Below are 25,295 nucleotides of genomic sequence, written 5' to 3'. Positions count from 1 at the left end.
GACCAAGCCAACGAACTTCACTGCCGAATAGGCAGCTTAGAAACGCACGATCTGGGGTGAAGCGCGGGGCGAAGGCTTCACTGCCGAATAGGCAGCTTAGAAACTAATCGCCCTGCTTGCCGGCCTGTCATCGCTCTTCACTGCCGAATAGGCAGCTTAGAAACATTCCATGCTCCGGCATCTGGCGTATACGGCCTTCACTGCCGAATAGGCAGCTTAGAAAGCCGACAGCGCATTCCTCATGACCTTCGATGACTTCACTGCCGAATAGGCAGCTTAGAAACACTGGGTGAGCTTCTTGGGTGGCGGTGCTGGCTTCACTGCCGAATAGGCAGCTTAGAAAAGTCCGCAACCCCGATAACGATAGAAACCACCCTTCACTGCCGAATAGGCAGCTTAGAAAAAAACCGCCACGGCCGACACCACCGCCGCAGACTTCACTGCCGAATAGGCAGCTTAGAAAACACACCGGATTGGCAAGATAGTGTGAGCTCCATTAACTGCCGAATAGGCAGTTTTCAACAAACCACCCAGGCGGTGCGGTCTTCGTTTGGGCTTATGGCGCGGTTGAGGCCATTTGCCAGCCGCCGCCGAGGGTGCGGTATAGGGTTACGCCGGCTTGCAGGCGTGTCAGTTGCAGTTGCGCGCTGTTGTCTTGGGCGGTGTAGAGGGTGCGTTGGGTGTCGAGCAGGGTGAGCAGGGTTTCTGCGCCGGCGCGGTAGCGTGACTCGGATAGGTTGAAGGCCAGCTCGGCTTGTTCCAGTACAGCTTGCTGCGCTTGCCACTGGGCTTCGATGCCGGCCAAGCCGTTGAGTGCCAGTTGCACCTCGGCAAAGGCGCTGATGATGCTGCTGCGGTAGCTGGCCAGCAATTCTTCGCGCTGGGCCGCCGCCAGGTCGCGGCTGGCTGCCAGGTAGCCGCCGTCGAAGATTGGCGCGAGCAATGCTGCGGTTAGTGAGTAGAGCGGGTCGGCGAATACATCTGCCACTCTGGCGGCGTTACCGCCAGCCGTTGCCGTTAGGTTTAAGCGGGGCAGCAGTGCAGCGCGAGCGGCCTGCAGATTGGCATCGGCGGCGGCCAGTTGTGCTTCGGCGCGGGCCAGGTCCGGGCGACGCAGCAGTAGTTCGCTGGGGATGCCGGCGCTGACTGTTGGTAGCTGTAGGGCGTCGAGTGGCTGTGCGGCCAGTTGCAGTTGGCTGCTGTTGCTCTGGCCCAGCAATACCGCCAGGGTCACGCGGCTGTCTTCGCTCTGTTGGTTTAACGCGGCGAGGGCGAGGCGCTGTTCGGCCACCACGCCGCGTTGTTGAGCTTGCTCCAGGCGGGTCGCTGCGCCGGCGCGTTGGCGTGATTCGACGGTGCTCAGCACCCTTTCGGCGTTATTCAGGTTGAGTGTGGCAATGCGTCGGCGTTGTTCCAAGCCAACCCATTGCAGCCAACTCGATACCACGCTGGCGCTAAGGGTGACGTGCAGCGCGGCGCGGTCGAACTGGCTGGCGCGCAAGTCGGCCAAGGCGCTGTGCTGGTCGGCAGCGAGACGGCCCCAGAGGTCGACTTCGTAGCTGGCGGCCAGCCCCGCCGAGTAATCGCGGCCGTCCACTTCGGCCGCGCCACCCAGGCGGCCTTCATGGCTTGCGCCGAGAGTGCCATCAAGCTTGGGCAGCAAGGGTGCGCCGGCCATCCGTGCGCTGGCTTCGGCCTGTCGCACGCGGGCCAGGGCGGCGGCCAGGTCGTCGTTGGCGCTTAACGCTTGTTCGACCAATTGATCCAGCTCGGCATTGGCGAAGCCGCGCCACCAATCGGCAGTAACCTGCTCGGCCGGCAGCGGTGCATGTTGCCATTGCGTGGGGGCAGCTGGGAGCGCCGTGGCGGGCTCCTGGCGCGCGCAGCCGTGCAGGGCGAATAGGCTGAAGAGCATAAGCAGGCGGTAATTCATGACGCAGTTCATCCTATTCCGCGGCCAACGCAACGACGGGGTCGAGGGCGGCGGCGGTTTTTGCCGGCAGGTAGCCGAACAGCAAGCCGGTGGCCACCGCGCAGACGAAGGCGGCCAGCATGGCGCTTAGAGAAAAGATCAGTGGCACGTTCCACAGGATCAACCCGGCACCGACCAGCAGCCCCAGCAGCACGCCGATGCTGCCGCCCACCAGGGTCACCAGCACGGCTTCACCGAGGAACTGCCGCAGGATGTCGCGTTGGCGCGCGCCTGTGGCCATGCGGATGCCAATTTCACGGGTGCGTTCGCGCACGGTCATCAGCATTACGTTCATCACGCCGATGCCGCCAACCAGCAGCGATACGGCGGCGATCAGGCCGAGCATGCGGGTCATGCTGTCTTGCGTGGCGGCCTCGGCCTGGACCTTGGCGGCGGCGTTGTCGACGGTGAAGTCCTGGCGGCCGTGACGGGCCAGCAGCAGCTCGCGCACCGCTTCGCCCGCCGCGCTTACCTGGCGCGTTGAAACCGCCGTGAGGGTGGCGTATTCGGGGTCGAGAATGTCCTGGTAGACCCGCGCGCGCCCGGCTTTGTAGGGGATGAACACCATGTCGTCGTAGTAGTCGGCACCGGATTCTTTGCCCTTTTCCAGCATGACCCCGATGACCTCGAACGGCGCATCGCCGATCAACAACTGGCGACCCAATGGGTTGGGCTCGTCGCGGAAGAACACTTGCCGCGCCTTGTGCCCGAGTACGACCACCGGGGCCAGGGAGTCGTCTTCGCTAGCGTTGAAGAAGCGGCCCAGCGCCAGCGGCCAGTGGTGGATCGCCGGCAGTTGTTCGTTGCTGGAGTACACATAGGTATCGCGCGCCACATTGCCGTATTGCACCGGCAGTGGGTTGCCAATGACCGCCGTGGCCAGGTCAACCTCCGGCAGCCTGGCCACGGCTTCCAGGTCATCCTCGGTGAGCACGCCCCATGGCCCGCCCTCTGGCGGCTGGGCGCTGAACAGGTAGAGGGTGGTGGCGCCCATCGAGGCCATTTGCGTCATCACTTTCTGCTTGGTGCCCAGGCCGATGGCCAGCATGACGATCACCGAAGCAACGCCGATGACGATGCCGAGGAGGGTCAGTGCGGTGCGAAAGCGGTTCAGCCACATCACCCGCCAGGCCGAGCGCGCTACCTCGTGGAAGGTTTTCCACCAGGCCAGGTTTGGCACGCTGCCGGCGGCGGCCATGTCCGGCGCGGGCAGCGCTTGGGCGCTGGGTTGTGCACCGCTGTCGCTGACGATTTCGCCATCGCGGATCTCGATAACCCGCTGCGCCTGGGCGGCCACGTCGCGGTCGTGAGTAATCAGGATCACCGTATGCCCGGCCGCCGCCAGTTCGCGCAGCAGGGCCATGACCTCCTGGCCGCTGTGCGAGTCGAGGGCACCAGTGGGCTCGTCCGCGAGAATGATCCTGCCGCCGTTCATCAACGCGCGGGCAATTGAGACGCGCTGCTGTTGGCCGCCGGAAAGCTGGCTGGGGCGATGCTCAAGACGCTCGCCCAGGCCCAGGCGCGCGAGCAGGCTGCTGGCGCGCACGCGGCGTTGTTCGGCATCGATGCCGGCATACAACGCCGGGATTTCCACGTTCTCGCGGGCGGATTCGGTGGCGATCAGGTGGTAGCCCTGGAACACAAAGCCGAAGGCCTCACGGCGTAGCCAGGCCAGTTGGTCGGCGTCAAAGTCGGCGACATCGCGGCCGGCAAAGCGGTAGGTGCCGGAGGTTGGCCGGTCGAGGCAGCCAAGCAGGTGCATCAGGGTCGATTTGCCAGAGCCGGACGCGCCGACGATGGCGACGAACTCGCCAGCGGCAATTGCCAGGCTGACGCCGCGCAGCACGGCCACTTCTGGCGCGCCATCGTGGCCGCCATAGCAGCGGCGGATCGCCTGCAGCTCGATCAGTGGCGGGTTGCTTACCACTGGAACCTCGTCACGCGGGTGTCTGGTAGCTCAGCGGTAATCAGTTGCTCGTGCTCGTGCAGGCCGTTGAGCACCTCGGCGCGTTGCCGGCTGCGAGCGCCGACCTGGATTTCGCGGTCTGCCGGGCGGCCCTTGGCATCGAGGATGCGTGCATTGAATACGCCGCTTTTGCCTTCGACCATTTGCAGCGCCTCCAGCGGCACGGTCAGCACGTCGCGGGCTGCTGCGCTGATAAAGGTCACTTGGGCGGTCATTTGCGGCATCAGCTCGCCATCGTCGTTGTTAACGTCGAACAACACGGTGTACTGCACGGCCTTGACCGGCTGCGGCGCAGCGCTGGCGTCGCCACTGGCCGAGGCCGCCACGGGTGGCGAGGGCAGCACTTGGCGCACGCTGCCGTGCCAGCGCCGGCCATCGCCGCCGAGGGTGGTGAAATACAGCGGCATGCCGACCCGCAGTTGGCGGATATCCGCCTCGGAAACCTTGGTCCAGGCGGTCATGGCCGAAAGGTCGGCGATGCGCATAACGGTTGGCGTTTGGTAGGTGGCGTTGAGCGTTTGCCCCTGTTTGACGTCAACCCCAAGCACGGTGCCGGCAATGGGCGCATAGAGCCGGGTGTAGCTCAGCTGGGCTTCGTTGCCTTTGAGGCGCGCCTGGCTCTCGGCAATTTGCGCGCGCAACTGCTTGAGCCGGGCTTGCGCGGCTTTCAGGTTGGCGGCGGCTACTTGCACGTCTTCCTCGCGGGTGGCTTGGTCCGCCACCAGGCGTTGCTGGCGCTGGTGCTGTTGCTGCGCCAGAGTCAGTTGCGCCTGCTGTTCTTCGAGTTGCGCGCGCAGGCCGTCCAGCGCGGCACGGTCGGCCTCGACGGTGGCTTGATGCAGGCTGGCGTCGATCTCGGCGAGCAACTGGCCCTTTTCCACTTGATCGCCGGGAGCGACATGCAAACGGGTGATTTGCCCGGATACCTGCGCGCCTACCTCCACCGATTCACGCGGTTGCAGGGTGCCGATGGCCACCACCGTGGCTTCGATATCCCCCCGGCTGACGGGCTCGGTGGCGAAGGCGGGCGCGGGGTCGCCGTGCCACAGCCACAGTACGCTCAGCATGCCGAGGGGCAACGCCAGCAGCAGGCTGCGGCGGACAATTTTCGAAGTGGGCAAACGCATACGACTTGGTCCTTGTACACCAGCGGGTCAGCCGGCACTCCACAACAGCACAGGCAGACTGCCCAGCATGGCCAGCACCATCAGCAGCGCTGCGCCTTGTGGGCGATAAGGGAGTAGCAACACCAGCAGCAGGGCGGCGGCGCTGAGCAGGCCAAACCAGATCACCACGCCAACCGCGCCGCCCCAGGCCTGAACGCAGGGCCACAGAGCGATGGCCAATAGCAGCCAACCTGCCAGCCGTAGGCCACGTTGCCGGCGCGGTGCCTTGCGCGACCAAACTTGTTGGTGATGACGGTCCATGCCCAGGCACAGCGCGGCCATGCCGGCGTAGCAGAGGGCGGCAGCCAGGAGCAGGGCGAGTGTGGTGCTCATGACGCCACCTCCACGCTGGCTGTGCGCGGGCTGTTCCGCCGGGCTTTGGCGGTGGCCGGCTGCTGGCTCTTCTGCCAGACCCGGCGCGCGGTCCACAGGCAGAGCAGACCGAGGGCGATGGCCACTAACTCGACCCCGGCACGTTCGCCATCGCCACGCTGCAAGTAACGGATGAACTGATCGCCGACCACCAGCCAGTTGAGTAGCGGCAGCGTCAGGCAGAGCAGTGCCGTGGCCAGCAGTTGCTCGACCCAGGCGCGTGTTGCGGGTCGCCATGCCGCGTGCACGAAGGTCAGCAGCCAGACAACAAAGAAGGCCGCTACTTCCCATTCAGGGCGGTCGGCGATGCCCAGTGGAATAAGCCGGTTACCCCAGAAGAAGGCGATACACGCCAGGCTCAGGCCGCTGATGGAGGCGATGTTGAGCACCTCGATCACCCGGTAAACCTGCGGCGTGCGTGCACCGAACTCATTCAGCGCGCGCTGGCGACGCTTGACCATAAACAGGATCGCCCCGGTGGCCATCATGGCCGCGCCGGCCAGCCCGCAGATGAAGTACAGCCAGCGTGCGGCGTGACCGCCAAAGGCCGCGAAGTGCAGGTTGCGCATCACCGACTGCACGTCCTGGGCGGCACCACCACGCAGCTCGCCTGGGGCTTGCAGGTCGAGTTGCGCGCCGCTGACGCCGTCAAAGAACACCTGCCCGGCACCATCGCCGAGCAGGCGGTACTCGCCGGTTTTTTCGATAAAGCGGCCAAAGGTCACCACGGAAGCGCTGCTATCGCCCGGATGCTCGACGCTGACAAAGCTGACCGGACGCTGCAGTTGTTGCTCGCTGCTGAGCAGCAGCGCATCGAGTGCGGTGACGGGCGCATCAATGCCGGTTTCCTCGCGTGGCTCGGGTTGCGTCAGCAAGTTGGCAAAGTAGGCGTCATCGCTGGGGTAGTGCACGGCGATGCCAGCCGGCATGTAGAGCATGTAGAAGGTTGCCAGGCCGGTGTAGGCGATCATTAGCTGGAAGGGCAGGCTGAGCACCGAGACGGCGTTGTGCGCGTCCAGCCAACTGCGTTGCGCCTTGCCTGGGCGGAAGGTGAAGAAGTCCTTGAAGATGCGTTTGTGGGTAATCACGCCACTGACCAAACCCACCAGCATGGCCATGGTAAAGAAGCCGACAAACCAAATGCCGGCAGTGCCCGCATGGAACTCGAAGTGCATGTGCACGAAATGATGGCCGCCTTCGCTCTCGCGTTCGTCCGTGGCCTTGATCGGTTCGCCGCTGGTGGCGTCGATGCGGATGTTGTGGAACTGCTCGTTCTGGTCTTCCCAGAAAAGGCGCACGGCGGCGTCGTTATCGTTGGGTAGGCCAATGCCCCAGAAGTGGCTGCGGGGCACGTGCTCGCTCAGGTAGGCCTGGCCCAGGCGTACGGCTTGTGGGCGATCCACACCGTCGTCCATGCCGCGGGTTTCACTGGCTTGCGGCAGCTGCGGTTTCATCCAGCGGGTGATGGCATCGTCGAACACACCAAAAGTGCCCGTGAGGAACACCACGAACAACACCCAGCAGGCCCACAACCCGCCCCAGGTGTGCAGCCAGGCCATTGATTGACGTAGGGCGGTTTTCTCTTCGGCTTGGCTCATTGCATGCCCCTCCCCAGCCACCAGCCGAGTAGCGCCAACAGCACTGCCGGCAGCAACAGGCCGAGCCAAGCGCGGCGGTTATCCTGCACTGCAAAAACCCAGATGATGGCTGCGGTATACACCGCAAAGCTGGCCAGTGAGGCGGCCAGAATGGCCTGGCTCTTGGGCAATGGCAGTACGGCCCCGAGCATGATTACCACCGCTGAGGTCAGGGCGTAGCCGCCGAAAATTGCGGCAGCTGTTCGCGACAGCAATGTGAGCATGGGGCTGCGGGGGGAGGGCATGGGTTTCATCAGTAACCGATCAACAAGGTGTGAATAGACAAACTGCTGGTGCGGCCAGCAGCGCGACTAGAGGGTGGGCTTATATCTAGGACGGATAAGCCCGGCAAAACAGGAAGCATCGCGCGGCGCAAGCTGTGACCGAATGTGTCTGGCGTGCGCCGGCTATTCGCGCGGCAGCACGCCGGAGCTACCTCAGAACTCCATGCGCAGGCCCACGGTGGCGTTGCGAGGGGTGCCGAAGTAGCTGGAGGAAGTGGTGGTGTAGTACTCCTCGTCGAGCAGGTTGTTGAGGTTGAGGGTGGCGCTGAGCTGCTTGGTTAGCGGGTAGCGAACAAAGGCATCCACCAGGGCGTAGTCGTCCTGGGTGAAGCGCACGCCTAGCGGCCCCATGCCGTCGCTGTAGATCTCGCTCTGCCAGTTGACCCCGCCACCGAGGGTCAGGCCGTTACCGACGCTACGCAGGGTGTAGCTGGTGAACAATTTGGCGGTGTTCTGCGCGACGTTGGTGTTGAGCTTGTTGCCCTCGGCATCCTTTACCAGGTTGCGGCTAAAGCTGGCGCTGGCCTGCCAGTCGGTGGCCAGCTCACCGCTAAGCTCCACCTCGAAACCACGGGTTTTGGTGCCGGACTCGGCGCGATAGGCTTGGCTGCCGTCCGGTGCAAACTGGCCATCACCCAAGGACACGGCAAGGTTGTCTTGCTCGATTTGGTACAGCGCCAGACCAAGGTTCAAACGGTTATCGAAGAACGCCGCCTTGCTGCCAACTTCATAGCCCACGCCTTCCAGCGGGTCGATATAGGCGCCGTCCAGGGTCTTGTTGCTTTGTGGTTTGAAGATGCTGGTGTAACTGCCGTATAGCGACCAGTTGTCGTTGAGGTCGTAGACCACGCCCGCAAACGGGGTGACGACCCCGGTTTCTGTGCGTTTTTCATTGCTGTCGGTGGCCGTTGGATCGAAGTAATCGGTTTGAACGGTGTTTTCCCAATCGATCACCCGGGCGCCGAGAATCACCGACAAGTCATCGCTGATGCGCAAGCGAGTGCTGCCATAGGCGGCCGCCTGCTCTTCGTTAAAGTCTGTGCGGCCATCGGCTGGCAGTTCCGGGCGGCCTGGTGTACTGCCATCCCAACTGTAGATATTGTCGATTGTGGGGAATCGGCCTGTTACGGCGTCACGCCACCAGCTGTAGGTTGGGGCTTTGTAGTCGGTTTTCTGCTGGCTGTAGCCGAGCACAACATCGTGCTCGCGACCGAACAGGTCGAAGTTGCCGGCCACGTTGAAGTCGAAGCTGTTCTGTACCGGCTTGGCTTGCCAGCGGTTGGCGTAGAAGACGACCCCGCCGCCTGTGGCTGGGTTCGGATTGCCGCCACCGGCGTAACCACTCAGTTCATCGAACTCGTTGCGGCGCTGGTTGAGGGTCAGCTTGGCTTTCCAGCGTTCGTTCAGGTTGTGTTCGAGTATGGCGAAGCCGGAAACCGCGCTGCGCTTGGAATAGGCCCAGCTCGCACCGGCGGAGTCTGACCGGCTCCAGTTGGCCAGCGAGCCATCGCTGTTGAACAGCGGCAGGCCGCCACGCGCATGGTCGTTAAAATTGTCGGATTGCGAGTCGATGCCCATGGTCAGCAGGGTATCGGGGGTGAGGTCGGCCTCGATCACGCCGTAGAACACTTTTTTGCGTTCGTTGAGGCGGTCGATAAAGGAGTCATTCTCCTGATACGCGCCGACAATACGTCCGCGCAGATTGCCGCTTGCGCTCAGTGGGCCGCTGACATCAACCTCGGTGCGCTGATAGTTCCACGAACCGCCCTTGACCGTGACGCTGGCTTGCGGTTTGAAGGTCGGGCGTTTGCGGATCATGTTCAAGGTGGCACCAGGCGTGCCCACACCGTTGGTTAGGCCAGTGGCACCACGGATAATTTCCACCCGGTCATAGAGCACCATGTCGTTGCTTTGCGCGGTCGAGCCATAGTTGCTGTTGAGTAATTGCAGGCCATCGATTTGGTAGTTTTCCACGGCAAAGCCGCGTGAGTAGATGGTGTTGCTGTCAGAGCCGCTGTTGCCGTTCTGGTTGATGGTCAGGCCGGGTGTTTGCCGCACCACCTCGTTGAGTTCGCTGAGGCCTTGGTCGCGCATGCGCTGGCTGGTGATTACCGTGACTGACTGCGGCGTTTCCCGAATGGACAGGGGCAGGCCGGTGGCGGTGCTGGTTGAGCCCGTGGTGTAAGAGCTGCTGCCTTCGCTGGTATCGCCCAGGCCCTGGCCCGTGACTGTGGTGGCACCGAGGTCCAGCGAGTCACTGCTCTGGCGTGGCAGCAGCGAGTAATTGCCATTGGCTTGTTCGACGGCTTGCAGCGTGCTGCCGGCCAGCAACGCCTGTAACGCCTGGTTGGCGTTGTAGCGACCTTGTAGCCCGGCGGATTGCTGCCCGGCGGCAGCTGCGGGGGTGAACGAAACGGTGACCCCAACTGTGGTCGAGAAGTGCATCAGGGCTGTTTCCAGCGAGCCGGCAGGGATTGCAAAGTCGAATTCCGCCGCTGCTGTTTGTGCCCACGCCGCAGGCGCTGCCAATAAGGCGCTCGCTGGCCCTGCGAGGGCGGCACCGAGCAGTGCGCAGCGGATTGCGCGGCGCAAGGGTTGTGGGGTGACGGCGGCGTGCGGGTGCGGAGCGTGGAGGTACGACTTGCAGGAGAACATTAACTTTCCTTTCGCCCTATGGCAGGTAATGGCAGCGTCTGTATGCGCCTCTACCTACCAAGACGAATGAGAATTTAAATCAACAACCCCTGTAAGAAAAAACCTTCTACCGCGCCTCCAGTTGCGCCCAGTAGCGGGTGAAACGATTGACCCGCACCGGTAGCGTGGTGGCGAGGTTATCCAGCACGCCGTCGATGTCTTTGAGTTGGAATATCCCGGAAATACGCAAGTCGGCGATCGCAGGTGCGGCGCGAAGATGGCCGGGGTGGTAGCGCGACAGCTCGGTGAGGAAATCCGCCAGTCGCCAATCGCTGACGACCAATAGGCCGCGGCTCCAGGCATCGGCGTATGGCCGCGCCGGCTCCAGCGTGCCAGCGTGCTGCGCGGAAAAACTCAAGCGCTGCCCGCTGGAAACGTGGACTGCCTGCTCGGGCACTGCGTCTGGGCGTACCTCAACCGCATGTTGCAGCACCTCAACCTGCGTGCGTTCGCCGTCGCTGCGCACCAGAAAGCGCGTGCCAAGCGCGCGGATGCTGCCTTGTGCGCTGTGCACGATAAACGGCCGCGCGAGCTGGTCCTTGGCCGTCTCAATAAGGATTTGCCCGCTGTACAACTGCACTTCGCGTAACTGTGCGCTGTAACGCACGTCTACCGCGCTGTTGGTATCCAGTGTCAGCTGGCTGCCGTCGTCCAGGTTTAGGCTGCGGCGCTGGCCGCGTTCGGTACGGTAGTCGGCCTTTAGCTGCTGCCAGGGTGTGAGCTGCCAAACCAGAGCGCCGCTACCGCCTGTCATCAACAGAACACTGAGCACCTTGAGGGTATCGCGGCGGTTGCTGTGGATGCCGGCCAATAGTGGCTTGGCCACTACGGGTTCGACCTTGGCCAGGGTTTGGTCAAGTTTCTGTACGCGAGCCCAAGCCTGGCGGTGGCGTGGATCGCGCTCCAGCCACTGTTGATGCGCCTGTTGCAGATGGGCTTGTGAACCATCATCACGGAGGTCGACGTACCATTGCGCGGCGGCTTCCAGCACCTTGAGGTCAAGCATTGTGCTTAGTCCTCAATCAGCAGCAGGCAGTGAGTCATCGCGCGGATGAAGTGCTTGCGGACCGTGTTGGTCGATAGCTTCAACTGCTTGCCAATGTCGACGAAACTGAGTCCGTCGAGCTGTGCCAGCAGGAAAATGTCCCGGGCGCGGCTGCCTAAGCCATCCAGCAAGGTGTCGATTTCCAATAGGGTTTCAATAACCAGGGCGCGTGTTTCTGGCGAAACATCCAGCTGTTCCGGTTGGCTCGCCAGGGCATCCAGGTAGGCCTGCTCCAGCGTGCGGCGGCGGTACATATCGATCATCAGGCTGCGCGCGATGGTGCTCAGGTAGGCGCGCGGCTCGCGCAACTCTGGATCATTGCGTTGGCTGATCAGGCGCAGAAATGTGTCGTGGGCCAGGTCAGACGCTTTGTCCGCACAGCCCAAGCGCTTGCGCAACCAGCCCTGCAGCCAACCGTTGTGGTCGTGGTAGAGCTGGTGCACCCTGTGTTGCGGGGCAAGATCAGGGATCGACATAAACAATGGCCGGCTATGCGCAAATGAGAATTGATATTATTCTGCTGCGTTTGCGGCCTTCCTGCAAGCCAGTCATCACGGGCGCTTCAGGCGCACGCGGTGTGCACTTATTTATTGTGTGATTTAGCCATGCATTATCAGAACGTTCTTTTCGACCTTGATGGCACCCTCACCGACCCGCGTGAAGGGATAACCCGCTCAGTGCAGTACGCGCTGGCCAAACTGGGCATCGATGAGCCTGACCTGCAGGCACTGGAGCACTTTATCGGCCCACCGTTGTTGCAATGTTTTATGCAGACGTATCAGTTCGACGAGGCTACGGCCTGGCAGGCAGTGAACCACTACCGCGAGCGTTTTCGTGAGGTGGGGCTGTATGAGAATCAACTGTTCGACGGCGTGGACGCCTTGTTACAGCTGCTCCACAACCAGCAGCGCACGCTGTATATCGCTACCAGCAAGCCGACGGTATTTGCCGAGCAGATTGCTAAGCACTTTGGTTTCGCCAAGCACTTCAAGGTGATCTACGGCAGCGAATTGGACGGTACACGCAGTGACAAGATTGAGCTGATCGCGCATTTACTGGCGCAGGAGCAGTTGCCGAAGCAGCACACGTTAATGATTGGGGATCGTAAGCACGACTTGATTGGGGCCAAGCGTAATGGCCTGGATGTCGCGGCGGTGGGGTATGGCTTTGGCAGTTTTGCCGAGTTGCAGGGCGAGCAGCCGACGTATCACTTCCACAGCCTGGCCGAGTTGCACCAGGCGTTTATGGGCTAAGGCGATGGGTTACGTCGCTGCGCGTCTAACCCATCCTACGGTTAGCTATTTTTCTGATAGATGATTTTCTTGCTGCCGCCGTCGCAGCTGCCGACCACCATGTTGGGGTCTTGGGCTTCTTCGTTGGGGACGATTTCCAGGGTGTAGCTGGCTACGCCGGCGGCTTGGATTTTCACTTCAATCTCCGCGCGCAGCTCTTCGCAGGGCTTGGGCGCGGCCAATACGCTACTGCTTAGCAGGCCAAGCAGTACAGCCAGGGTGACTTTGTTCATGGCGAAGCTCCTCTCGTGTGAACAGAAACTACAGGGAGTTTGACTGGGGCACAGGCGAGTAAGTTCTAAGCGCCCGGAGATAGTTCTTGTAGCGCTTGCTGGCGCTCGGTTTCAGGCAGTTTGCCCAGGGCGGCGACGCGCTGATAGAAGGTGGGCCAATTGCCGCCAACCTGCGCGAACAAGGCGGCAAAAGCCGGCACCCATTGATCATAGAGGCCAAATGGCAACAGCTTGGCGTTGTTCATCGGTGCGTTGATCCAGTCATCGTAGCGACCTTGGCCGGCCCACTCGCGGTCGCGTAGCGTCCGGTACTCGCTGCGTAGTCGGGCTAACTCTGCCTGCTTGCCGATACGCATCTGCGCCGGCGGCAGGCCGCTGTCGTAGAGTTGCTGCAGGCGTGCCCGGCTGGCCAGGACCAACGCAGAAAACTGTTCACGCTGCTGCTCGCCTTGTGGGTCGCTGGCTGGCAGTCCTTGTTTGGCCTGCCATTGGCGCAGGCCTTCGTGCTCGACAAAGCTGGCGAAGGATTCATTGAAGGCGGTGTCATCCGCGACATAAAACTGCTGGTGCGCCAGTTCGTGGAAGATCACGGCAACCAGGCGTTCATCACTCCAGCGCAGCATGGTGTTGAGAATCGGGTCATCGAACCAGCCCAGCGTCGAGTAGGCCTCAACGCCGCCCATATAGGTGTCCAGCCCCTGCTGTTTCAGGAGTGCGGCAGCACCGCGCGCGCGGCCCAGGCTGTAGAAACCGCGATAGGCCACACAGCCGGCAATGGGGAAGCAGTGCAGCTGCGGTGCCAGAGAAAACTCCGCGGTGGCGAACACATTCCACACCACGAAGGGCCGCTGGATATCGGCATACAAACGGTAGCTGCGGTTATTCGGCAGGCTTAGTTGGCTACTGGCAAAGTCCCGCGCTTGCTGGGCCATGGCCAGGCGTTGCTTGAGGCGTGGATCGGCCGTTGGCTCATCCAGCAGCTCGGCAATCGGTTCGCGGGCGTGCAGCAGCTGCAGTTGCCCGCCGGCCAGGTGGCTGTAGTAATCCAGGGTACTGCAGCCGCTCAGCAGCAGCGTGGCCGCCAGCGGAACCCAGCGCCAGAGTAGGGCGTCGAACATTGATCAGTACCGGCGAGAATTCAGGCTGCCACGCTAGCGCATTGGCGCTGCTGCCTCCAGTACGCTATCGGCGTAGGCTAGGGTCTGTTGCGATTTATGGAGGTATTTATGCGTTATCTGGCTTTGTTTGGCTGCGTGCTGGTGCTCAGTGCCTGCGCCTCGCCTGTACCTCCGGCAGATCCGCGCCAGGCTTGGGTCGACTTGCGCAGTAATGCCGGCACGTTGCTGATGGCGGAACGTCTCGATGATCAGCGCCTGAATGACGGGCGTTATTTTCAGGTTCCGGCTGGGGCCCATGAACTGCTGGCGCGTTTTCAGTTCGATGTGAGCAGTGGTGGTGGCCTCGATGGTTTTAGTGAGCCGCGAGAAATGACCTGTGAGATCCGCGTGCGCTATGCCAATTTTGCCGCAGGCCAGCGCTATCAACTCGAGGCCAGGCCTCTGCAGATGAAGGCTCAGGCCTGGCTCTACGATGAGCAGCGCAATGTTCTAGCGCGCGGCAAGGTGATGCGCTGCGGGACGTTCTGAGATCATCCTCCTACTGGGCAACCCCTACGCCACGCTGAGCTACGCTGAGAGCAGAACTCATTGAGACCCGCGTGACAATGCCCTTTTCCTTCGCTCTTTTGTCGGCACCCCGTAAGCGTCTATTGCGCGACATATTCATCGCACTGATAGGCGGCTTGGTGTTTTTTGCTCTATTGCACTCTGTTGAGGTCTTTGAGGAACTCTACGCCGTCACTCGTGAATATGAGGACTATGAGCTTGATGAGCTCCTGCTGCTTATTACTGCGCTGATTCCCGTGAGCATCTGGTTTGGTTTGCGGCGGCTACAAGACATCAGACAACTCAATCATAAAATTGTAAACTTGGCCTATTATGACCCCCTGACCAAGCTGCCAAACCGCGCGCAATCTTTAGAGCAGCTTGATTTGGCGGTTGAGCGTGCCCAGCTACAGCAGGGGCAGTTTGCTGTGTTGTTCGTTGACTTCGATAACTTCAAGTTAATCAATGACAGCTATGGGCACGCCACTGGCGACGAGTTTCTCTGTCATATAACCCAGCGCCTGAACAGCACGGTGCGCGAGGGGGACTTCCTGGGGCGTATTGGTGGGGACGAATTTCTCTTGCTGGTGCGCGAGCTGGCCGACGGGCAGACTCTTGATGGGATCCTGCTGCGCCTGTTTACCGTATTGCATCAGCCGGTAAAGCTGCAGAACACCCAATTACAAGTCACCATGAGCATCGGCGTTGCGCGTTATCCACACGACGGGCGTTGTGGAAGTGAGTTGTTAAAGGCTGCCGACACAGCGATGTATGCGGCTAAAGCGCAGGGCAAAAACAAGGCTCACTATTACAGCCTGCAGATCAGTGCGGACCAGCAAAAACGGATGCAGATCGAGCAAGGTTTACGCAATGCCATTGCTCTCAATGAGTTCAGCTTGGCTTATCAGCCACAGGTTGATAGTCACAACGGCCAGTTGTTGTTGATGGAGGCCTTGTTGCGCTGGAACCCGGTTACCGGCTCGATGCCGCCAGATCTGTTTATCCCGGTTGCCGAGGAGTGTGGCCTGATGACACAGATCGGCCAATGGGTCTTGCGTGAGGCGGCTAGGCAAAGCAAAGCCTGGGAAGAGCAAGGGTTAGGGCAATGGGTGGTGGCCGTGAATGTAGCGAATCAGGAGCTGCAAACCTGCGACTATGCCAAACACGCCTTGGCCATTCTGGCAGAGGTCGGCTTGCCCGCTAGCCGCATCGAATTAGAGGTGCGCGAGAGCGTTTTCAACAACCGCGCCGAGCATGTACGTGGGCAATTGCAGGCGCTGCACCGGCAAGGCATGAAGTTGACGGTTGATGATTTTGGCAGTGATACATCTTCGCTACGCATCTTGCGCGAAGTTGGCGTGGGTAAACTGAAGATCAACCGCTGTTTTGTCGCCACGCTGCATGGTGAGGCGCACGATCCGGTTATGACCCAAGCCATCGTCAATCTGGCTCATAACCTGGATATGCGCTCACTGGCCGCCGGGGTTGAACTGCGCGAGGACGTTGTTTTTCTGCAACACATCGGCTGCGACGGCCTGCAAGGCTATTTGCTGACGCGTCCGCTGAAGTCCGCCGATATGACGCAGCTGCTGCACAATCAGCGTAATTTGCTGCCTTGAGCTGCAGCGTGCCAATGCTTATGCAGAGACGTTCCAATCCCGCGCTTTAGGGGCTCATGCCCGATCAATTGTCGAGCACTGCTTCCAGGGTGATCTCGGCGTTCAACACTTTGGATACTGGGCAGCCGTTCTTCGCGGTTTCCACGGCTTTCTCGAACGCGTCACGGTCCGCGCCGGGGATTTTTGCCCGTAAAGACAGGTGTACGGCGGTGATGGCAAAGCCGCCATCCTGTTTGTCGAGCGTAACGTCAGCGCGGGTTTCGATGCTTTCAGCGGTCATCCCGGCGTCGCCGAGCTCCTTGGACAGCGCCATGGAGAAGCATCCGGCGTGGGCTGCGCCGAGCAGTTCTTCGGGGTTGGTGCCCGGCTGATCTTCGAAGCGGGTATTGAAGCCGTAGGGCGCCTTCGCCAGTGCGCCGCTCTGGGTTGAGATGGTGCCTTTGCCATCCTTGATGCCACCTTGCCAATGAGCTGATGCTGTCTTCTTCATCCGAATACTCCTGTACGTGGGTTATAGGGTTGAGAGCCGTCTCGGGCGGCACAAGTTCGACAATAAGTCGTTGCACCATGCTTCATGACTCTAGAGGCTGATCGACATCCCACGAGCTAGAGCGCTGCCGGACCGACCTCTGGTGCTTAGCGTAGCTGCGTGACCAGCTCGAATGCATGCAGGCGGTCGGCAAAGTCATACAGGTCGCAGGTAAAAATCAGCTCATCAGCACCGGTCTGCTCCAGCAGCATTTCCAAGCGTGCCCGAACCCTCTCCGGGCCGCCGATCAAGGCCAGGCCGAGGAAGTTGTTCACCGCCTCTTTCTCATGCGGCAGCCACAGACCCTGCATGCTGGTTACTGGCGGCTTTTGCACCAGGCTCTGGCCGCGAATCAAAGCGAGAATGCGCTGGTAGGCTGAGGTGGCCAGGTACTCGGCCTGCTCATCGCTGTCCGCGACAATCAGCGGCACGCCCAGCATCACATAGGGTTTGTCGAGTACAGCCGAAGGCTTGAAGTGGTTGCGGTAGACGCGAATCGCCTCATGCATATAGCGCGGTGCAAAGTGCGAGGCGAAGGCATAGGGCAGACCTTTCTCGCCCGCTAGTTGGGCGCTGAACAGGCTTGAACCGAGTAGCCAGATCGGCACGTTGGTGCCGCTGCCGGGCATGGCAATCACCCGTTGATTAGGCGTGCGCGGGCCTAGATAGCGCTGCAGTTCCTCTACATCGGCGGGGAAGTCGTCGGCGGTGCCAATGCGGTCGCGGCGTAATGCCTGAGCGGTGAACTGATCGGCCCCTGGCGCGCGGCCCAGGCCCAGCTCAATTCGGCCTGGATAGAGGGTGGCCAGGGTGCCGAACTGCTCGGCAATCACCAATGGCGCATGGTTTGGCAGCATCACCCCGCCAGATCCCAGGCGAATACGTGATGTGCCGGCAGCCAGGTAACCCAGTAGCACGGAGGTGGCCGAGCTGGCGATGCCATCCATATTGTGGTGTTCGGCCACCCAGAAACGCTCGAAGCCCAGGCGCTCGACGTGCTGCGCCAGTGCCAGCGAGTTGTGCAGGGCCTGGGCGGCGTTACCGTCGTCGCGAATTGGGGCGAGATCCAGGGTGGAGAATTTGCTCTGTGCGAGTGCGCTCATCGGGCCTGCCTGTTGGTTATACGGTTGTATGGGTGCAGTAATACGCCAATACCATAGTTAGATAGTGGGGCTTGTTAGGCGGATTCCAAGGGCGAGGCTGTTTGTTGGTGGCTGTGTTGATCAACCTGGTCAGCGACTATGCGTGACCAGGTTGGTTGGCGGCGGGCTAGCTGTTGCTCATGCGAAAACCAACTTTCAAGGTGACCTGATAGTGGCCAACCTTGCTGTTGACGATATGCCCGCGGGTCTCCACGACCTCAAACCAGTCCATATTGCGCACTGACTTGGCACACTCAGCCAGGGCATTTTCGATGGCGTTCTCGATACTAGTTGTCGATGAGCCGACAATTTCGATTTTCTTGTAGGTGTGGTGATCGGACATGGGGGTTCTCCTGTGGCGATTGAAAAGAACGTTGCTGATCTTGAGCGGCACCTGCAAAAGCTACTGTTTAGGGTAGCTGCAACTGCTAGGTACTGTTGCCGGGCGTAGCGTCAAGCCGGTAAGATGAGAACAATTCACAACAAAGCAGAGATACCCAGCCGTGCGCAGCACCACGACCAGCAAGCTGGGATTCTTCTTCAGCGACCACCATCGCTGGCTTCTGCAACATATCCAGCGCCGCCTACGCAATCGCGCTGATGCCGAGGACACGGCTGCCGAGACCTTCTGCCAGATGCTGGCCTCAAGTGTTGATCCGGATAGCATTGAGCAGCCGCGTGCCTACCTGTCGACTATCGCCCGCCGGCTGATCTTCGACCGCCATCGCCGTAGTCAGCTGGAACTCGCCTACCTCGAACGTCTGTCTGCGTTGCCTGAAGCGCTGGCACCGTCGCCGGAAGAACTCGCTCTGCTGGTCGAAGCCCTGAGCGCCATCGACCGTACGCTCGCAGGCCTGCCGCAGGTGGTGAAGAAAGCCTTCCTCTACAGCCAGCTCGACGGCTTCAGCTATGTGGAGATTGCCCGGCGTCTAGGCGTGTCAGAGCGCACGGTGGGGCGTTATATGAGCCAGGCGCTTAAGCAGTGCTACCTAAGTGGAATGCAGCCATGAGTCATTCAGCCCTGACTCGCGCTGGTGAAGAAGCCATCGACTGGATGGTGCGCCTGCGCGCTGCCACGCCAGATGCGCAATTACAGGCTGGCTTTGATGCCTGGCTGGCCAGTGATTCGGCTCACGTTGCCGCCTGGAAGCGTCTGCAACAGGGGTTGGGTGGCCATTACGACACCCTGCGTAACTTCGAGCAGCGTGCTCCCGGTCAGGCTCGTGAGGTGCTGTTGCAGCCGGAGGTTTCGCGTCGTGGTGTGCTGCGCGGCCTGAGCGGCCTTGCGCTGTTCGGCGGTGGCTTGTGGTTGGCGTCGAGTACTCCGTCTGGCCAGGCGTTGCTCGCCGACCTGCACACGGGGACAGGTGAGCGGCAACTCTTCAGCCTGACCGATGGCAGCCAGCTCAACCTGAATGCCGGCAGCGCGGTTGACCTCGATTTCAGCGCCAGCCAACGTCTGCTGCGTCTACGTCGCGGCGAGCTGGTGGTGCAGGTCGCGGCCGACCCGAGCCGGCCATTTATCGTGCGCAGCGCCCAGGGTGATATCCGCGCGCTCGGTACGCGTTTTCTGGTGCGCCAGGAAGGCCAAGTAACCCGTGTGCTGGTGCAGGAGCACGTGGTGCGTCTGAGTCTGCCCAATGGCGCGACTCAAGACCTCAACGAAGGCGAGGCAGCGCTGCTGCACGCACGGCATATTGAAAGGCTGGGCCGTAGTGAGCAGCACTGCGCCGACTGGCTGCAGGGCCAGTTGAGTGTGCTCGACGAACCGTTGGAGGCGGTGATCGAGGCCTTACGTCCCTATCGCTCCGGGCTGATTCGCGTTGCCCCTGCCGCTCGCCCGCTACGCGTACAGGGTGTTTTCCCGCTGGATGACAGTGAGCGTACGTTGACTGCGCTGGGCGAGACCCTGCCGATCCGTATCAGCCATTACGGTCCGTGGTTGACCTTGATCGACGCGCAAAACTGACGCCTTAGCTACAGAGCTTTCAGCGATCTCGGCAAAATATTTATGGAAATTATTCTCATCCGTGTCCGGTTTTCATTGTTCGTCCCACCTATCTCCTGACAACACCACTTTTATCAGGAGCATCCCGTGTTCAAACCCTGGCCCCGCGTCCTTGCTGTAGCTATCGCGCTCGCCACCGCCGGCCCGTTCGGTTATGCCCATGGCGAACCCGCCACCCAGCAGCAGACCCTGCGTTTTGATCTGCCGGCCGCCAGCCTGGGCGAGACGATCAACGCCATCGCCCGCCAGAGCGGTCAAGTGGTGTCGCTGGAACCGGAGTTGGTGCGTGACAAGCGGGCTCCTGCGGTACGGGGTGAATTTACGGCTGCACAGGCGTTGCAGCAGGCATTGAGTGGCAGTGGCCTGGAACTGCGCACCACCGCGAGTGGTACCTTGAGTGTGCTGCCGGCCAGCAACCCGTCCGCAGCGCTGGAGTTGCAGTCCATCAATGTCATCGGCCAGGCCTATAGCGCAGTTGCTCCAGACGACGGCTACTTGGCCAAGCGCGCGTCTGCCGGGACCAAGACCGATACGCCGCTGATCGAGACGCCTTATTCGGTGTCGGTGGTTACCCGTGAACAGCTCGAAGCCCTGCAACCCAAGACCGTCACCCAGGCATTGCGCTATACCCCGGGCATCCACGCTGAGCTCGCCGGCCCGCAGTTCGTCACCGACCAACTGACCATCCGTGGCTTTCAGCAGGGCACCGGGCGCATGCTGCGTGATGGTACGCGCACCTTTCTGCCAGAGTTCCTTGGCTGGGACGCCCCCGAACCCTACGGTCTGGAACGTATTGAAGTGCTGCGCGGTGCTAGCTCGGTGCTCTACGGTGCGTCCGACCCAGGCGGCCAGATCAACCTGGTGAGCAAGCGCCCGAGCACCGAGCCACTGCGTGAAGTGCAGTTGCAAGCGGGCAACTCGGACTACAAGCAAGGGGCTTTTGATCTAGGCGATGCTCTGGACGAAGACGGTGTGTGGAGCTATCGCCTAACTGGCTTGTTCCGCGAAGCCGATGCGCAAACCGAGCACATCACCAACCGCCGGCAGTATTTCGCGCCGGCCATCAGCTACCGCCCCAATGGCGATACCGAGTTGACCTTGCTCGGTGAGTATCAGAAGCAGACCGGCAATTTTTCCAACCCGCTGCCGGTTTCGGGCACTGTGTTCCGCGACCCGCGTGGCCGCCTCGACCGCGATACCTACGTGGGCGACAGTGCTTCCGATTTCATGACCAACGAGAAGACTTCGTTGGGCTACGTATTTGAACATCGCTTTGACGATATCTGGACTCTGCGCCAGAACGTGCGTTACAGCGATTATCGCCAGTCCAGCTCGGAGATTGCCCTGTTCGGGCCGTTGGGTGGCGGGCAGTACTCGCGCTACAACGATCAGCGCAAGGGCAGCGGCCGGTTGTTCACCATAGACAACCAGGCGCAGGCTAATTTCTTTACCGGAGACTTTGAGCACAACCTGCTCGGTGGAGTCGACTACAACAACGGCGAGTTCGACCAGCAGCAGTCGTTGAACTTTATCCTCGAAAGCTTCGACCCGTTCGCTCCGGTCTACGGCCAGCCACTGACCTTTATCCCGTTCAGTGGCAGCAGCTATGAGCAGACGTTGTCACAGACCGGCGTCTATCTGCAGGAACAACTGAAGTTCGACAACTGGGTGTTCTTGCTGGGTGGGCGTTATGACTGGGCCAGTAACCAGAAGGATGACCGTAGTCCGCAAACCCAAAAGGATGAGAAGTTCAGCGGCCGCGCCGGCATTGTCTACTTGTTCGACAACGGCCTGGCACCCTACATCAGCTACAGCGAATCCTTTATGCCTGTAATGGGCACCACCGTTAATGGTTCGCAACTGAGTCCGGAAACAGGCAAGCAGTACGAGCTGGGCCTGAAATACGAGCCGCCGGGAGCCAACAGCCTTTACACCATCGCGTTGTTCGACCTGACCAAGCAGAACGCTTCCGAGTTCGTTAGCGGCTTTGCCCGTCAGGAAGGCGAGGTGCGCTCCAGGGGCGTTGAGCTGGAGGCCAAGACCGAGATCACCCAGTGCTTCAATCTGATCGGCAGCTACACCTGGAACGATGTTGAGGTGACCCAGTCGGAAAATGGCAACAAGGGCAATACTCCTTTTCGCGTACCGGAGCACATGGCCTCACTGTGGGGTGACTACACCGTTCAGGGCGACTCTCTCGCTGGCTTACGGATAGGCGCCGGCGCGCGTTACGTGGGTAGCACCTACGGCGATTCGGCCAACAGCTTCAAAGTGGGCAGCTATGCCCTAGTCGATGCACTGGTCAGCTACCCGCTAGGCAAACTCGATGCTTCGCTGAATGGCGTCGAGCTTTCTCTGAATGCGGTCAACCTGTTTGATGAAGACTACGTAGCCGGTTGTTTCAGCACCGTTGGTTGCCAATATGGGCAGCAGCGCACGTTGTACGGCAGCGTCACCTACAACTGGTAAGCCCGTTCCTCAACGCAAGTGCTTTGATCGTTCCCACGCTCTGCGTGGAAACGTCGCTCGGGATGCTTCGCGTCCGCTCCGCGAGCACATAGGGTGGAAAAACGCGCAGCGCTATCCACCTTACAACCTGGCGGTCACTGCTCGATGCCTTACAGTGCCTGTCGCAACCACTGTGCCAGGCGCTCGGCGCGGCCATCACGGCTGCGTACTGGCACCCACAGCGCCAAGCGTGCCGAGGTTTCGACAAAGCCCCAGGGCGCAACCAGGCGACCGGCGGCTAGATCGTCGGCTACCAGTTGTTGCGGGGCGATAGCTACACCCAGGCCTGCGGCAGCGGCTTCCAGCAGGTAGTACAGGTGTTCGAAGCCCTGGCCGAGTTTCAGTGCGGCGGCATCCAGTGCATTGCTAGCGGCCCAGCTGGGCCAGGCTTGCGGGCGCGAACTGGTGTGCAGCAAGGGTTCGCCGAGCAGGGCCGCTGCGGGAGCCTGATGCAGTGCGGCGAAGTGCGCGTAGCGTGGGCTGAGCACTGGGCCAATACGCTCAGCGGCCAGCTCGAACACCTGCATATCCGCTGGCCAGGGCGGCTCGGCGAACCATAAGGTGGCGTCTACACCTGCGCGGCGTGGGTCCAGTTCACCTTCACTGGCGGACAGTTGCAGGCGCAGTTCCGGCAGCTCGCGATTGAGCCGGTCCAGGCGCGGGATAAACCAGCGCGCCAGCAGGCTGCCCGGGCAGGCCAGAACAAACGGCGCATCGGCCTGGCCCTGCTGCAGTTCGGCGCAGGTGCTGCGCAGGCGGCTGAACAATTCTGCGCTGACATCGCGCAAACGAATCCCCGAATCTGTGAGTTTAAGGCCGCGCCCTTCCTTGCTGAACAAGGCCACGCCCAGGTGCTCTTCGAGGAGGCGAACCTGCCGGCTGACGGCCCCATGCGTGACATAAAGCTCGTCTGCTGCCTGGCTGATGCTGTTCAGGCGCGCGGCGGCCTCGAAGGCGCGCAGGGCGTTTAGCGGCGGAAGGTCGTGGCTCATGTGTGAGTTTTCCTAACAGGTTGCGGCGATCTTATCGCTTTTGCCGCGCGTGCCACAGCTTTATCCTGTGCCCATTGCCGTAGCAGCGTGGCGCATGCCCGCGAACTACAGCCCCACTTTCCCAAGGAGAACGCCATGACTTCCTTCCGCGCTGGCCCTGACGCCAACGGCCTGTTCGGCTCGTTCGGTGGCCAATATGTTGCCGAAACCCTGATGCCGCTGATTCACGACCTGGCCGCCGAATACGAGAAGGCCAAGCTTGACCCCGAGTTCCAGAAGGAGCTGGCCTACTTTCAGCGTGATTTCGTTGGTCGCCCAAGCCCGCTGTACTTCGCCGAGCGCCTGACCGACATGTGCGGCGGCGCGAAGATCTACTTCAAGCGTGAAGAGCTCAACCACACCGGCGCGCACAAGATCAACAACTGCATCGGCCAGGCCCTGTTGGCTAAGCGCATGGGCAAAAAACGCATCATCGCCGAGACTGGCGCGGGCATGCACGGCGTGGCTACAGCCACCGTGGCGGCGCGCTTCGGCATGGAATGCGTGATCTTTATGGGCACCACTGACATTGATCGTCAGCAGGCCAACGTATTCCGCATGAAGCTGCTGGGTGCCACCGTGATTCCCGTAGTTGCGGGCACCGGTACGCTTAAGGATGCGATGAACGAAGCCCTGCGTGACTGGGTGACCAACGTCCACAACACCTTCTACATGATCGGCACCGTGGCTGGCCCGCACCCGTACCCGGCGATGGTGCGTGACTTCCAAGCCGTCATCGGCAAGGAAACCCGCGAACAGATCCTCGCCCAGGAAGGTCGCCTGCCTGACAGCCTGGTTGCGTGCATCGGCGGTGGCTCCAACGCCATCGGCCTGTTCCACCCATTCCTTGACGATAAAGACGTACAGATCGTCGGCGTTGAAGCCGCCGGCTACGGCATTGCCACCGGCAAGCATGCGGCCAGCCTGAATGGCGGCGTGCCGGGCGTGCTGCACGGTAACCGCACCTTCCTGCTGCAGAACGACGATGGCCAGATCATCGACGCTCACTCGATTTCCGCCGGCCTCGACTATCCGGGCATCGGCCCAGAACACGCCTGGTTGCATGATGTTGGCCGCGTCGAATACACCTCGGTGACCGACGATGAAGCCCTGGCGGCGTTCCACACCTGCTGCCGTCAGGAAGGCATCATCCCGGCGCTGGAAAGTGCTCACGCCTTGGCTGAAGCCTTCAAACGTGCGCCCAATCTGCCCAAGGATCACCTGATGGTGATCAACCTGTCCGGTCGTGGCGACAAAGATATGCAGACCGTTATGCACCACATGGGTGAAGAGGAGAAACACGCATGAGCCGCCTGCAGAGCCGCTTTGCCGAGCTGAAACAACAAAACCGCGCCGCCCTGGTGACCTTCGTTACCGCTGGCGACCCGAACTATGATGCCTCCCTGGCCATCCTCAAGGGCCTGCCTGCAGCGGGCGCTGATGTGATCGAGTTGGGTATGCCCTTTACCGATCCGATGGCCGATGGGCCGGCCATCCAACTGGCCAACATCCGTGCACTGGATGGCGGTCAGAATCTGGCAAAAACCCTGCAGATGGTGCGTGAGTTCCGTGAGGGCGAGCAGGTTACGCCGCTGGTGTTGATGGGCTACTTCAACCCGATCCACAAATATGGCGTCGAGCGCTTTATCGCCGAAGCCAAAGACGCCGGTGTTGATGGTCTGATCGTCGTCGACCTGCCGCCCGAGCATAACGTTGACCTGTGCGACCCGGCGCAGGCGGCGGGCCTGGACTTTATCCGCCTGACCACGCCGACCACCGACGACAAGCGCCTGCCGACCGTTCTCAACGGCAGTTCCGGCTTCGTTTACTACGTCTCGGTGGCCGGTGTGACCGGTGCCGGCTCGGCCACGTTGGACCACGTTGAACAGGCGGTTAGCCGTCTGCGTCGGCACACCGAGCTGCCGCTGTGCATCGGTTTTGGCATCCGCACCCCTGAGCACGCTGCAACCATCGCGCGTCTCGCCGAAGGTGTGGTGGTTGGCTCGGCGCTGATCGACCAGATCGCCAGCGCAACAAGTGATGAACAGGCCATAGACGGTGTATTGAGCCTGTGCAGCGCCCTTGCTGAAGGTGTGCGCAGCGCGCGGGGTTAACCAACCTTAGGTCGTTGCC

23 protein-coding genes and 1 CRISPR repeat array (1 of these 24 cut by a window edge) are annotated in these 25,295 nt (G+C 61.3%); of the genes, 8 read left to right on the top strand and 15 right to left on the bottom strand.

The genetic code is table 11. The features are described 5' to 3' along the window. Positions 1-463: a CRISPR direct-repeat array (repeat unit 28 nt; unit sequence CTTCACTGCCGAATAGGCAGCTTAGAAA) (it extends 1,186 nt beyond the left edge of the window). 93 nt (positions 464-556) lie between these two features. The 9 genes from VCA57_RS06480 to VCA57_RS06440 form a co-directional block, all read right to left on the bottom strand. Further along, entirely contained in the window at positions 557-1,933 is a 1,377-nt protein-coding gene (locus VCA57_RS06480; RefSeq protein ID WP_411184145.1) for an efflux transporter outer membrane subunit, read from the bottom strand. A 13-nt stretch (positions 1,934-1,946) separates the two neighbouring features. Further along, the gene (locus tag VCA57_RS06475) at positions 1,947-3,899 is read right to left on the bottom strand and encodes an ABC transporter permease (protein ID WP_411184144.1); all 1,953 of its coding nucleotides are present in this window, start codon (positions 3,897-3,899) and stop codon (positions 1,947-1,949) included. Continuing rightward, entirely contained in the window at positions 3,893-5,065 is a 1,173-nt protein-coding gene (locus tag VCA57_RS06470) for an efflux RND transporter periplasmic adaptor subunit (protein WP_411184143.1), read from the bottom strand. The genes VCA57_RS06475 and VCA57_RS06470 overlap by 7 nt, the downstream gene beginning before the upstream one ends. A gap of 27 nt (positions 5,066-5,092) precedes the next feature. Beyond that, complete coding sequence (locus tag VCA57_RS06465) at positions 5,093-5,437, bottom strand: DUF3325 domain-containing protein (protein ID WP_411184142.1); 345 nt, start codon at positions 5,435-5,437, stop codon at positions 5,093-5,095. After that, complete coding sequence (locus tag VCA57_RS06460) at positions 5,434-7,074, bottom strand: PepSY-associated TM helix domain-containing protein (protein ID WP_411184141.1); 1,641 nt, start codon at positions 7,072-7,074, stop codon at positions 5,434-5,436. Before VCA57_RS06460 ends, VCA57_RS06465 begins: the two co-directional genes overlap by 4 nt. Continuing rightward, positions 7,071-7,358, bottom strand: coding sequence for a DUF3649 domain-containing protein (locus VCA57_RS06455; RefSeq protein ID WP_411184140.1), 288 nt, complete (start codon positions 7,356-7,358; stop codon positions 7,071-7,073). Before VCA57_RS06455 ends, VCA57_RS06460 begins: the two co-directional genes overlap by 4 nt. Positions 7,359-7,550: 192 nt before the next feature. Then, a complete protein-coding gene (locus VCA57_RS06450; RefSeq protein WP_411184139.1) occupies positions 7,551-10,052 on the bottom strand; it encodes a TonB-dependent siderophore receptor in 2,502 nt (833 codons plus the stop codon). Positions 10,053-10,158: 106 nt separating this feature from the next. Next, on the bottom strand, positions 10,159-11,097 hold the full coding sequence (locus VCA57_RS06445; protein WP_411184138.1) for a FecR domain-containing protein: 939 nt from the start codon (positions 11,095-11,097) through the stop codon (positions 10,159-10,161). Between the two features lie 5 nt (positions 11,098-11,102). After that, positions 11,103-11,612 carry a sigma-70 family RNA polymerase sigma factor gene (locus VCA57_RS06440; protein ID WP_411184137.1) on the bottom strand — a complete coding sequence of 170 codons (510 nt, stop codon included), beginning with the start codon at positions 11,610-11,612 and terminating at the stop codon, positions 11,103-11,105. Between the two features lie 129 nt (positions 11,613-11,741). Here VCA57_RS06440 and VCA57_RS06435 point away from each other — a divergent pair, with 129 nt between their 5' ends. Next, entirely contained in the window at positions 11,742-12,389 is a 648-nt protein-coding gene (locus tag VCA57_RS06435) for an HAD family hydrolase (RefSeq protein ID WP_411184136.1), read from the top strand. Positions 12,390-12,430: 41 nt separating this feature from the next. Here the strand turns inward: VCA57_RS06435 and VCA57_RS06430 are convergent, their stop codons facing one another. Then, positions 12,431-12,661, bottom strand: a complete 231-nt coding sequence (locus tag VCA57_RS06430; RefSeq protein ID WP_411184135.1) for a DUF1161 domain-containing protein — start codon at positions 12,659-12,661, stop codon at positions 12,431-12,433. A 65-nt stretch (positions 12,662-12,726) separates the two neighbouring features. Continuing rightward, positions 12,727-13,779, bottom strand: a complete 1,053-nt coding sequence (locus tag VCA57_RS06425; protein WP_411184134.1) for an aminopeptidase — start codon at positions 13,777-13,779, stop codon at positions 12,727-12,729. Positions 13,780-13,887: 108 nt separating this feature from the next. On the opposite strand from VCA57_RS06425, the gene VCA57_RS06420 reads away from it, so the two are divergent. Together VCA57_RS06420 and VCA57_RS06415 are read left to right on the top strand one after the other, a co-directional pair. Continuing rightward, the gene (locus tag VCA57_RS06420) at positions 13,888-14,307 is read left to right on the top strand and encodes a hypothetical protein (RefSeq protein ID WP_411184133.1); all 420 of its coding nucleotides are present in this window, start codon (positions 13,888-13,890) and stop codon (positions 14,305-14,307) included. A gap of 341 nt (positions 14,308-14,648) precedes the next feature. Then, entirely contained in the window at positions 14,649-15,944 is a 1,296-nt protein-coding gene (locus VCA57_RS06415) for a putative bifunctional diguanylate cyclase/phosphodiesterase (RefSeq protein ID WP_411184132.1), read from the top strand. Between the two features lie 64 nt (positions 15,945-16,008). Here the strand turns inward: VCA57_RS06415 and VCA57_RS06410 are convergent, their stop codons facing one another. The 3 genes from VCA57_RS06410 to VCA57_RS06400 form a co-directional block, all read right to left on the bottom strand. Beyond that, complete coding sequence (locus tag VCA57_RS06410) at positions 16,009-16,434, bottom strand: OsmC family protein (protein WP_411184131.1); 426 nt, start codon at positions 16,432-16,434, stop codon at positions 16,009-16,011. A gap of 146 nt (positions 16,435-16,580) precedes the next feature. Next, on the bottom strand, positions 16,581-17,576 hold the full coding sequence (locus tag VCA57_RS06405) for an LLM class flavin-dependent oxidoreductase (protein ID WP_411184130.1): 996 nt from the start codon (positions 17,574-17,576) through the stop codon (positions 16,581-16,583). A 166-nt stretch (positions 17,577-17,742) separates the two neighbouring features. After that, positions 17,743-17,958 carry a dodecin gene (locus tag VCA57_RS06400; protein WP_411184129.1) on the bottom strand — a complete coding sequence of 72 codons (216 nt, stop codon included), beginning with the start codon at positions 17,956-17,958 and terminating at the stop codon, positions 17,743-17,745. Positions 17,959-18,118: 160 nt separating this feature from the next. Between VCA57_RS06400 and VCA57_RS06395 the strand changes: the two genes are divergently transcribed. From VCA57_RS06395 to VCA57_RS06385, 3 genes are all read left to right on the top strand, one after another. After that, positions 18,119-18,625, top strand: coding sequence for a sigma-70 family RNA polymerase sigma factor (locus tag VCA57_RS06395; RefSeq protein WP_411184128.1), 507 nt, complete (start codon positions 18,119-18,121; stop codon positions 18,623-18,625). Continuing rightward, entirely contained in the window at positions 18,622-19,584 is a 963-nt protein-coding gene (locus VCA57_RS06390) for a FecR domain-containing protein (protein WP_411184127.1), read from the top strand. Before VCA57_RS06395 ends, VCA57_RS06390 begins: the two co-directional genes overlap by 4 nt. A 126-nt stretch (positions 19,585-19,710) precedes the next feature. Further along, positions 19,711-22,092, top strand: a complete 2,382-nt coding sequence (locus VCA57_RS06385) for a TonB-dependent siderophore receptor (RefSeq protein WP_411184126.1) — start codon at positions 19,711-19,713, stop codon at positions 22,090-22,092. A gap of 149 nt (positions 22,093-22,241) precedes the next feature. Here the strand turns inward: VCA57_RS06385 and VCA57_RS06380 are convergent, their stop codons facing one another. Further along, entirely contained in the window at positions 22,242-23,123 is an 882-nt protein-coding gene (locus VCA57_RS06380; protein ID WP_411184125.1) for a LysR family transcriptional regulator, read from the bottom strand. Positions 23,124-23,258: 135 nt separating this feature from the next. Here VCA57_RS06380 and trpB point away from each other — a divergent pair, with 135 nt between their 5' ends. Continuing rightward, a complete protein-coding gene (gene trpB / locus VCA57_RS06375; protein ID WP_411184124.1) occupies positions 23,259-24,470 on the top strand; it encodes a tryptophan synthase subunit beta in 1,212 nt (403 codons plus the stop codon). Then, entirely contained in the window at positions 24,467-25,276 is an 810-nt protein-coding gene (gene trpA, locus VCA57_RS06370; protein ID WP_411184123.1) for a tryptophan synthase subunit alpha, read from the top strand. The genes trpB and trpA overlap by 4 nt, the downstream gene beginning before the upstream one ends. Positions 25,277-25,295: the final 19 nt, after the last annotated feature.

Origin of the sequence: Pseudomonas sp., from assembly GCF_046581935.1 — a bacterium.
Taxonomy (GTDB): Bacteria; Pseudomonadota; Gammaproteobacteria; order Pseudomonadales; family Pseudomonadaceae; genus Aquipseudomonas.
The sequence above is the reverse complement of the archived record's forward strand: the minus strand, read 5'-3'. Positions and strand labels throughout refer to the sequence as shown.

Excerpts from the sequence above, each read along its gene's own strand:
- VCA57_RS06425 (WP_411184134.1), bottom strand. The coding sequence starts at position 13,779 with ATGTTCGACGCCCTACTCTGGCGCTGGGTTCCGCTGGCGGCCACGCTG.
- VCA57_RS06460 (WP_411184141.1), bottom strand. The coding sequence starts at position 7,074 with ATGAGCCAAGCCGAAGAGAAAACCGCCCTACGTCAATCAATGGCCTGG.
- VCA57_RS06400 (WP_411184129.1), bottom strand. The coding sequence starts at position 17,958 with ATGTCCGATCACCACACCTACAAGAAAATCGAAATTGTCGGCTCATCG.
- VCA57_RS06480 (WP_411184145.1), bottom strand. The coding sequence starts at position 1,933 with ATGAATTACCGCCTGCTTATGCTCTTCAGCCTATTCGCCCTGCACGGC.
- VCA57_RS06445 (WP_411184138.1), bottom strand. The coding sequence starts at position 11,097 with ATGCTTGACCTCAAGGTGCTGGAAGCCGCCGCGCAATGGTACGTCGAC.
- VCA57_RS06440 (WP_411184137.1), bottom strand. The coding sequence starts at position 11,612 with ATGTCGATCCCTGATCTTGCCCCGCAACACAGGGTGCACCAGCTCTAC.
- VCA57_RS06470 (WP_411184143.1), bottom strand. The coding sequence starts at position 5,065 with ATGCGTTTGCCCACTTCGAAAATTGTCCGCCGCAGCCTGCTGCTGGCG.
- VCA57_RS06465 (WP_411184142.1), bottom strand. The coding sequence starts at position 5,437 with ATGAGCACCACACTCGCCCTGCTCCTGGCTGCCGCCCTCTGCTACGCC.
- VCA57_RS06435 (WP_411184136.1), top strand. The coding sequence starts at position 11,742 with ATGCATTATCAGAACGTTCTTTTCGACCTTGATGGCACCCTCACCGAC.
- VCA57_RS06405 (WP_411184130.1), bottom strand. The coding sequence starts at position 17,576 with ATGAGCGCACTCGCACAGAGCAAATTCTCCACCCTGGATCTCGCCCCA.
- VCA57_RS06420 (WP_411184133.1), top strand. The coding sequence starts at position 13,888 with ATGCGTTATCTGGCTTTGTTTGGCTGCGTGCTGGTGCTCAGTGCCTGC.
- VCA57_RS06450 (WP_411184139.1), bottom strand. The coding sequence starts at position 10,052 with ATGTTCTCCTGCAAGTCGTACCTCCACGCTCCGCACCCGCACGCCGCC.
- VCA57_RS06410 (WP_411184131.1), bottom strand. The coding sequence starts at position 16,434 with ATGAAGAAGACAGCATCAGCTCATTGGCAAGGTGGCATCAAGGATGGC.
- VCA57_RS06455 (WP_411184140.1), bottom strand. The coding sequence starts at position 7,358 with ATGCCCTCCCCCCGCAGCCCCATGCTCACATTGCTGTCGCGAACAGCT.
- VCA57_RS06430 (WP_411184135.1), bottom strand. The coding sequence starts at position 12,661 with ATGAACAAAGTCACCCTGGCTGTACTGCTTGGCCTGCTAAGCAGTAGC.
- VCA57_RS06380 (WP_411184125.1), bottom strand. The coding sequence starts at position 23,123 with ATGAGCCACGACCTTCCGCCGCTAAACGCCCTGCGCGCCTTCGAGGCC.
- trpA (WP_411184123.1), top strand. The coding sequence starts at position 24,467 with ATGAGCCGCCTGCAGAGCCGCTTTGCCGAGCTGAAACAACAAAACCGC.
- trpB (WP_411184124.1), top strand. The coding sequence starts at position 23,259 with ATGACTTCCTTCCGCGCTGGCCCTGACGCCAACGGCCTGTTCGGCTCG.
- VCA57_RS06390 (WP_411184127.1), top strand. The coding sequence starts at position 18,622 with ATGAGTCATTCAGCCCTGACTCGCGCTGGTGAAGAAGCCATCGACTGG.